The following is a 6,802-nucleotide window of genomic DNA, read 5'->3' as shown; positions in this document are numbered from 1 at the left end:
CATGTCGGCAGCCTAGCGACGGCCGTATCACCCCTCGACGGTCAGGTGGGGCTTACTCGTCGCTCGATGGCCTTGGCAGCCAGCTGCCCGGCGGTGACCGCGCCCGTACCCGTCGCGAAGACGTTCAGCAGCACCTTGGAGACCAGTGCGGCCCGCCGCACCTCGGCCGCCCGGTCCCGGCCGGGGTCGGTGTCCGCCCCGGGTTCGGTGACCGCCCCGGGTTCGGTGACCGCCCCGGGTTCGGTGACCGCCCCGGGTTCGGGGTCCGCCCCGGCCGCTCCCGCTCCGGGCTGCGCCGCGAGCAGTCCGTCGAATTCGGCGGCGAGTCCCGGGTGGCGCTGGACCACCGAGTCGACCGCGACCCGCTGGTCCAGCAGTGCGGGCGGCAGCCCGATGTCCTCGACCACGGCGAGGCTCGCCGACTCCAGCGCCGGCTGCTCCTCGGGGTCGAAGAGCTGGGCCAGGAGCCGCCAGTAGAGAACCTGACGGCGATTGTCCTGGGAATCCGGGCCGGCAATGTCGTCCGGGGCGCCGGGGAATCGCGTCGCTCCCGCTGCCGCGCGCTGTCCGATGTCGTCCGTCCGTCCGGTCATTTCCGCAGCAGCCTTCCGGCGCGTTCGCGCAGTACGGCCGCCGCGTCGGTGGCGGCCTTCTCGGCCCTGGTCCCGGCCTTGTCGGTGGTGCCTCCGGCCCAGGCCCCGGCGTGCACCGCCACCGCCTTCTTCCGCACGGTGGTCTCCACGGCGAGCGGCTGGAGGCGGAACTCCCCCGCGTCCCAGCGGAGCAGTCCGATGCACGCTCCCGACGCGAGGACGGCCTCGGGGGTGAGGGGTCCGGCGGCCGGAATCCGGTCCACGTCGACGTCGAGGGCGTGCCCGGCGAGGGTGAACACCACCGAGCCGTCCTCCCCGGCCGCTGCCGCGTAGCCGTCGACGAAGACGGGGACGGCGACTGCCGCGGGGTGGCGGTCCAGCGGGGCGGTGGCCCGGCCGGTCGCGGCGGGCAGGGCGACCCGGGCGGTGGCGAAGGCGTCGGCGGACTCGCCGGTGCGGGCGTTCTCCTCGCTCCAGATCAGGTCGCCCGCCGGGGTGAGGGGCATGCCGGTGAGCTCCATGGTGCGTCCCTCGCCCACCGCCGCCAGCAGCGAGAGGTGGGGGCGGAGCAGCTGCCAGAGCCCGGCGCCGACGACCGAGTCGGGCTTGGGCGCCGACACCGACGCCCGTACCAGGGACGGCGTGGAGCCGTCCGCAGGCTCGAACACGGCGTGCACCTGCGCCTGTACGGCGGTGGCGTGCTCCTGCAGGTCCACGCCGAGCGGCAGCAGGCGGCCGGTGGCCGGGACGGTCTCCGGGGCGGCGATCGCGCCGGGCAGGGTGAGCAGCATCGCCCGCGCCCAGAGGTCGGCCCAGCGCCGGACCGGCACCCACTCCATGGTGGCGCCCGGGCAGGACGCGGCGAGTTCGGCGGCGAAGCCGTCCAGGACGGCGGCCAAGCGGCGCAGTTCGGGGTCGTCGAGCATCGCGGCGACGATCCGGGCCGCCCCCTGGACCACCTCGTGGTCGATGCCGCGCCAGCCGCAGCGGGCCAGGTCACAGAGCCAGGATCGGGCGGCGACCAGCAGGTTCGCCGGGGTCCCGGTGCTGGTGGCCGGGGCGGCCGACGCCCAGGAGGTCCGCCCCGCCGCCTCCTGGGCCCGTACGGTCAGCGCGTCGTGGACGGCGCCGAGCAGTGCGGCGCGGCCCGCCGCGAGGGCGGTGAAGTGCTCCTCGCCCGCCGCCCCGGAAGCGGCCTTACCAGCCGCCTCGGCGACCCGGGAGGCGAGCGGGCTGCCCGCGAGGGCCTCCGCGAAATCCGCCAGCGCGGCGGCCTGGGCGGGGCGTGGCCGGAGCAGGCCGGTCACCAGGACCCGGTCGAAGGAGTCGACGGCGGCCACTGCCTCGTCCACTCCGTCGATCGCCTCGACGAGCAGGTCGGCGCGCATCAGGCCGCCACCGCCCCGTGCGGCGAACGCGTCGGCGGGAACCACTGCATCTCGGCCAACGGCCATGTGGTCGGCGCGAGTTCGAGGTAGGCGAGGTGATGCAGGAACCGGCTGAAGACGGGTGCGGCGGCCTTGCTGTCCGCCGGGCCGGGGCGGGTGGCCGTCATGGTGGCGGTGATGCCCGCCGCGCTCGCCCCGCCGTCGGCGGGCTCGGCCTTGAGGTAGCGGGCCACGCGCTCGGCGCCGTACTGGAGGACGGACTCGTTGACCAGTGCGCGTATGTGGTTGCAGAAGCCGCCGCGCGCTCCGCCGCAGGGGCGGTTGTTGTTGGTGCTGCAGGCGTAGGCGAAGGTCCGGGTCTCGACGGACGAGACATAGACACGCTCGATGTCCGACCCGCTGGAGACGACGCCCTGCAGCCGCCCGTCGGCGAGTTCCACGAACGGGACCTTGGCGAGCTTGCGCGGCCGGGCGGGCGGGATCACCCGCACCGTGCTCGACCTCTCCATCTCTGACGACACGTCATCTCCTGTGAGTTCGATGGGCCTTTACGACCCGAAGGGGTTTCCGCGCACAAGGGGGCACCGCGCCGCGACGGCGGAGGCGGAACACGACTGAACATACGTGCGCCCACTGACAACGCGGTCGGCTCGCCCCGCACCGGGCCGTGCACCGTCCCCGGCACGCCGACGGGCCGTCGCCTCCCAGGTCGACGCGCCACCCCACCCCCGTTCGCGCCACCCCCCGCCACACGGCCGTATGCGGGGACTCTCGCGTGTCAACCCTGGCGAATCGGTGTTTCGGGGTGACCAGGAGGGCTTGGCGTCGTTGGCGACTGTGTTTGCGCAAGAAACAACTTCATGGAGGACGGTGCGATGTACGAGATGCTGACCAGGCTGCTGGTCGAGGAGTTCGGGCTTGACGAGGAACAGGTGCGGCCCGACGCGACGGCCCGTCAACTGGAGCTGGACTCGCTCTCCCTGGCGGAGCTGGCGGTGATCATCACCGAGTCCACCGGGGTACGTCTGGAGGACGTGGAGATGAGCCCCGACAGCACCCTGGGGCAGATGGCGGCGGAGTTCGACCGGGCGCGCCCCCCGGCCATGGCCGCCGCGCCGTCGCCCGGTCCGGCCCGCCCGGAGGCCGCGGCCCCCGCACCCGATCAGGCCCGGTCCGCCGCCCCCGCATCGTCGTTCGACCAGGCCCTGTTCGTCGCGCCTGCGCAGTCGTGAAGGCCGGTGTCGTCGTGACGGGCCTGGGCTTGGTCACGCCGGGCGGGACCGGCGTGGAGGCCGGCTGGCGAGCCGCCCTCGCCGGGGTGTCGACGGCCGCCCGTGATCCGCTGCTGGCCGGACTGCGGGTGGACATCTCCTGCCGGGTACCGGACTTCGACGCCGACGCGTTGCTCGGACGGCGCCTGGCCCGCCGGATGGACCGGAACACACAGCTCAGCATGGTCGCCGCCCGCGAGGCCGTGGCCATGGCGGGGCTCACGGGCCGGGACTGGGACCCGGTCCGCGTCGGAGTGGTGATCGGTACGGGCGGCTCCAGCGTCGACGGCCTGGTCGACATCTGCGGCAAGCTCGCCGCCGGCCGCCCCGAGACCGTCCCGCCGATGGCGATGCCCCGCAGCCTGCCCAGCGCGAGCGCGGCCGAGGTCGCCCTCGATCTCGGCGCGGCCGGACCGAACTTCGCGACCTCGGCGGGCTGCGCCTCCGGGCTGACCGCGATCGGCGTCGCCCGCGACCTGCTGCGCTCCGGCACCCTGGACGTCGCGGTGGCCGGCGGTTCCGAGTGCCTCTGCCACCCCCTCACCGTGACGGCCTTCGCCCAGCTGGGCCTGCTGTCCTCGCGCCCCTGCGACCCGCGCGACGCGGCCCGCCCCTTCGGCAGCGGCCGGGACGGCTTCGTGGCCGCCGAGGGTGCCGGAATCCTGGTGCTGGAGCGTGCGGCGCACGCCCGGGCCCGCCGCGCACCGGTGCTGGCCTGGACGGCCGGTTACGGGGCCGCGGGCGACGCCCACCACATCGCCGCCGTCCACCCCGAGGGCCGGGGCGCCGAGCGGGCGGTACGCGCCGCGCTCGCCGACGCCCGCTGGCAGCCGCAGGACGTGGAGCACGTCAACGCACACGGAACGGCGACACTCTCCAGCGACGCGGCGGAGGCGTCCTGGCTGGCCCGGGTGCTGCCGCACCGCCCGCCGGTCACCGCCACCAAGGCCGCCCTCGGTCACGCCGGCGCGGGGTCGGGGGGCATCGAGGCCGTCCTCAGCGTGCTCACCCTGGCCCGGCGGACCATCCCGCCGACCGCGAACCTCACCGAACCGGACCCCGCCTTCGCCGAAGGCGTCGACCTCGTCACGAAGGTCCCCCGCCCGGGGGTGGCACGCACCGCGCTGTGCGTCTCCACCGCCCTGGGCGGCCAGAACAGCGCCCTGGCCCTGATGGCCTCCTGACCCCGCGCGGCCGTACCCCCGCCCCGCGCCCACACCCCGTACCGCCCGACGCCCGTACCCCGCCGCCGAAGAGCCGCGCGATCGCCCGCACCCCGCACCGAACGGCGCGGCGCCCCCGCCGCTCCCCGTGAACCACTGGAAGCACCGAATCCCATGAGCGCCGTCCTCCCCACCGCCCCGTCGCCCCACCCGGCCACCCCGTCCGTCACCGAGCCCGAGGCCCCCGGTCTCCAGGGACAGGTGATGCGCCTGCTCCGTCGGCTGCGCACCGAAGCCGACCCGTACCCGGTGTTCGACCGGCTGCGGAAGCTGGGCCCGGTGATCCCCGTACCCGCGCTGAACGCGGTCGTCGTCACCGGCTTCCAGGAGTGCCGCCACGTCCTGCGCGATCCGGCGTTCGTCCTCCCGGACACCGCCTGGCGCGACGCGCACGCCGGCAGCTGGCGCCACCACCGCAGCGTGGTCAGTTACGCGGCCTCCCTGCCCAACGCCAACCCGCCCCGCCACACCGCGCTCCGGGCCCATCTCGCCCAGGGTTTCCACCGCACCGCGCTCGCCGAGCTGCGGCCCGTGGTGACCGGTCTGGTCCACAGCGGCCTGAACGACCTGGGCGCCGCACTGGCGGCCCACGGCACCGCCGACCTGACCGAACACATCAGCCGGCCGCTGCCCTCCCGGGTCATGTGCAAGATCCTCACGCTGCCCGACGAGGACGCCCCCATGCTCGCGAGCCTGAGCGCCCGCTGGACGGCCGCCGCCGAGCTCTTCCCCTCCGAGGCCGACCTGGACGACGCGGACGCGGCGGACGCCGCCCTGTTCGCGTACTTCCTGCGGGTCGTCCAGGAGCGGGAGCGGTGCCCCGGCACCGACTTCCTCTCCGCCTGGGTGACCGCCGCCCGGGCGGAGGGGGTGGGGACCGACGACATCGTGGTGCACACCGCCCAGTTGTTCGTCACCGGCTTCATGACCGTCCAGTCCTCGCTGACCAGCGCGGCCCACGCGGTGCTGAGCGACCCCGGGCTGACCGCCGCGCTGCGCCGGCGCCCCGAGGACATGGGGGCCGCCGTGGAGGACGTGCTGCGCGACCGGCCGGCCGCCGCGGTCGTCGGCCGCGTCGCGACCCGCGGCTGCGTACTGGCCGGGGTGCCCGTCGCCGCCCAGCAGCGGCTGATCGTGGTGGTACCGGCCGCCAACCGCGATCCCCGGGCCGCCGCCACCTCCACCGCCCACCTGACCTTCGGCGTCGGCATCCACTACTGCGTCGGCGCGGCCCTCGCCCGTCTGCAACTGGGCGAGTTCCTGCCGGCCCTGCTCAGCCGGTTCCCCTCCCTGCGCCTCGCCGACGACCCGGCGCCGGGCCTCCCGGCCTCCGGCCCGGCCGGACTCCCGGCCTCCGGCTCCGCCGAGGGCCCCGCGCCGATGGCCGGAACCGCCCTCCCCCACCACCTCCGCCTGCTCACCACCCTCGCGAGAGCCCCCCGATGACCCTCACCCCCGCATCCCCCGCATCCCCCGCCCCCACGTCCCCGAACGGCCCCCGGCCCCCGGTGAGCCCCTCGGCCGCCACCACCCGAGGGACGCGCCATGCCGGCTGAAGCCGCCGTCACCGGCATCGGCATGATCACCCCGGCCGGCGCGAACGCCATCGCGACCTGGGACGCCGTGTGCGCGGGCAAGAGCCTCGCCCGGCGCGATCCCGTACTGGCGGGGCTTCCCGTCGACATCTCCTGCCCGGTCGGTCTCGACCCCGAAGCCGCCCTCGGTCGCCGCCTGGCCCGTCGGCTGGACCGTTTCTGCCAGCTCGCCCTGGAGGCCGCCCGCCAGGCCGTGGCGGACGCCAAGCTCTCCCCGGCCACCTGGGACGCCGACCGGATCGGTGTCGTCCTCGGCGTCAGCTGCAACAGCATGGAGACCTACGTACGCGAGTTCACGCTGCTCGGCGAGGACCGGCCGCACCTGGTCTCGCCCCTGGCGCTGCCCCGGAGCGTGGCCAGCATGGCGGCGGCCGAGGTCGCCCTCGACCTCGGCGTACGCGGCCCCAACTTCACCGTCACCAGCGCCTGCGCCTCCGGGGCCACCGCACTCGGTGTCGCCCGCGGCCTGATCGCCTCCGGCGCCTGCGACATCGTGCTGGCCGGGGGCAGCGAGTCCGGGCGTTCCCGGATGGCCGCCACCTGCTTCACCCAGATGCGGGCCCTCTCCCGGCGCGGGCCCGAGGTGGCGTCCAGCCCGTTCGACACGGACCGGGACGGGTTCGTCCTCTCCGAGGGGGCCGCCCTCCTCGTCCTGGAGCGCCCCGACCGCGCGCTGGCCCGGGGCACCCAGGGCGCCGACGAGCAGCGTCGGCAGCAGAGCGCGGAGCGGGC

6 protein-coding genes and 1 pseudogene are annotated in these 6,802 nt (G+C 75.5%); 4 read left to right on the top strand and 3 right to left on the bottom strand.

Annotation, left to right across the window (positions count from 1 at the left end):
* Positions 1-77: 77 nt before the first annotated feature.
* The 3 genes and pseudogenes from ACWD3D_RS31545 to ACWD3D_RS31535 form a co-directional block, all read right to left on the bottom strand.
* Positions 78-593 (bottom strand): annotated as a pseudogene (locus ACWD3D_RS31545) (hypothetical protein); the annotation flags it as partial.
* Positions 590-2,026, bottom strand: a complete 1,437-nt coding sequence (locus tag ACWD3D_RS31540) for a hypothetical protein (protein ID WP_451464161.1) — start codon at positions 2,024-2,026, stop codon at positions 590-592. The gene ACWD3D_RS31540 and the pseudogene ACWD3D_RS31545, both read right to left, overlap by 4 nt.
* Positions 1,981-2,490: a hypothetical protein gene (locus ACWD3D_RS31535; protein ID WP_451464162.1), complete on the bottom strand. Its 510-nt coding sequence runs from the start codon at positions 2,488-2,490 to the stop codon at positions 1,981-1,983. Before ACWD3D_RS31535 ends, ACWD3D_RS31540 begins: the two co-directional genes overlap by 46 nt.
* A 351-nt stretch (positions 2,491-2,841) precedes the next feature.
* Here ACWD3D_RS31535 and ACWD3D_RS31530 point away from each other — a divergent pair, with 351 nt between their 5' ends.
* The 4 genes from ACWD3D_RS31530 to ACWD3D_RS31515 form a co-directional block, all read left to right on the top strand.
* Positions 2,842-3,213 (top strand): acyl carrier protein, encoded by a 372-nt coding sequence (locus ACWD3D_RS31530; RefSeq protein WP_451464160.1) that lies wholly within the window; start codon positions 2,842-2,844, stop codon positions 3,211-3,213.
* A gap of 14 nt (positions 3,214-3,227) precedes the next feature.
* On the top strand, positions 3,228-4,436 hold the full coding sequence (locus ACWD3D_RS31525) for a beta-ketoacyl-[acyl-carrier-protein] synthase family protein (RefSeq protein ID WP_451464159.1): 1,209 nt from the start codon (positions 3,228-3,230) through the stop codon (positions 4,434-4,436).
* 153 nt (positions 4,437-4,589) lie between these two features.
* Positions 4,590-5,921: a cytochrome P450 gene (locus ACWD3D_RS31520; protein ID WP_451464158.1), complete on the top strand. Its 1,332-nt coding sequence runs from the start codon at positions 4,590-4,592 to the stop codon at positions 5,919-5,921.
* A gap of 99 nt (positions 5,922-6,020) precedes the next feature.
* A partial coding sequence (locus ACWD3D_RS31515; protein ID WP_451464157.1) for a beta-ketoacyl-[acyl-carrier-protein] synthase family protein occupies positions 6,021-6,802 on the top strand: 782 nt, incomplete at its 3' end.

The sequence above is a fragment of the Streptomyces sp. NPDC002690 genome (genome assembly GCF_053592415.1).
Note: the sequence above shows the minus strand (reverse complement) of the source record. Positions and strands in the feature narration are given on the sequence as shown.